The sequence below is a fragment of the Melioribacteraceae bacterium genome, from assembly GCA_019638015.1.
Taxonomy (GTDB): domain Bacteria; phylum Bacteroidota; class Ignavibacteria; order Ignavibacteriales; family Melioribacteraceae; genus JAHBUP01.
In genome coordinates, this window is sequence record JAHBUP010000017.1 from 1 (window position 1) to 1,376 (window position 1,376).

A 1,376-nucleotide genomic window follows, 5' to 3' on the forward strand; every position below is an offset into this window, starting at 1 on the left:
GAGCTTTCTTACAAGGCTCGCAAAGTCAAAACAATAATCAAGATGATGGCGGTGGGGGTGGCGGAAAGAAGAAGGTCAATCAAAATGAAAAAAACAGTGTAGCAAAAAACATTGGGGATGGAATGTTGGGTGGCTTAAAAAGTACATGGAATGGCATAGCAAGCCAATTTACCGTTAAGGGATATCTAGAGTCGGTTGCTAATACCTTTACTGGGGGTGCATATAGCGTAATGTCGATTGGTGATGCCGCGGTTGAGATTGCGCAAAACTTACCCCAATATACAGCGGACGATTATCAATATGGATTAGGATTTACTTTAGAAAAAGCACTGGAAATTTTAATTTTGAAGAAACTTTCCGTGAGCGGAGTGGCATTAGAAGGGCAAGTCGCAAAGGGAAGTACTAACGCTTTTACCTACACTAAATCAGCAGGTAAGCATTTGACGGAAGTAGTTACAAGAGGAGCGAATAAAGGGCAATTGGCAAGACCATATATGAACTCGCCTTTAACTATTCAAGAAATTATGTCAACAGGCAAGGGAACACTTGATGCTACTTTTAAAGGAGGGATGAATTGGAGAGTGCCCGGTACATTCAGGGGTTCACAAGGAGTATGGGAATTAGGTATTAATCCTAAAACGAATGTTATTTATCATTTCAATTTTACACATCCATGAAGTTTGAAATAGAATACACAGGCGTTTCGGAAGATAGATTACTGATTTATCGTACAGAAGAACATTCTTTTGATATGGAGCCATGGGTTTATGAATTAGATTTTGAGATTGCCATAAATACACTTACCCTTACTTTTGTTGATGGAAAAATCATTCAGCTTAATGGTTTTTGCGGATTAAGTAAAAGGATGAAGTCCAATTATGAAGTTCCTAAAAGTCAAAAAGGAATATTAAAAGTTTTGGATGATTTGAAGTCAGGGGTTGGTTCTTATAGTATAAACAAAGAAGATTTGCCTGTATATGTAAACACTCAAAGCGGTTGGGTATGTATTGGCAACCCTGAAAAGAAAGGCAATGCGGTTGAGTTTATAAATAATTGCGTTGCAGTTATTGACGATGATAAAGAGTTTGTATCGCTTTGGCTAAAACCAGATAGATTACCAGATATATAAAGCAAAAGCCCGACAACGCCGGGCTTTTGCATTTTACAATGCTGCAATATTTTTCTGCAGGTAATCTTTAAAACGTTTTTAGTTCTCCGCAGAGTGAGGTTTCTCCGCAGTGTCTGCCCGTGCTTAGCCTGTGCGTTGGCAGGCGACTCTGCGGTAGGCGGAGAATCAAAGGTTGTAATTAAAACTCCTGCCAACCAAAGATGTTGTAGGTTTGACGAAACAGAGACGATGATTATGCCTCGCAGAG

General features: G+C 39.4%; 2 protein-coding genes. Both read left to right on the forward strand.

The genetic code is table 11. The features are described 5' to 3' along the window. The coding region (locus tag KF816_17595; protein MBX3009843.1) for a hypothetical protein at nucleotides 1–677 on the forward strand (677 nt) is incomplete at its 5' end. Beyond that, complete coding sequence (locus KF816_17600) at nucleotides 674–1,129, forward strand: hypothetical protein (GenBank protein ID MBX3009844.1); 456 nt, start codon at nucleotides 674–676, stop codon at nucleotides 1,127–1,129. The genes KF816_17595 and KF816_17600, both read left to right, overlap by 4 nt. The last annotated feature ends 247 nt before the right edge of the window (nucleotides 1,130–1,376 follow it).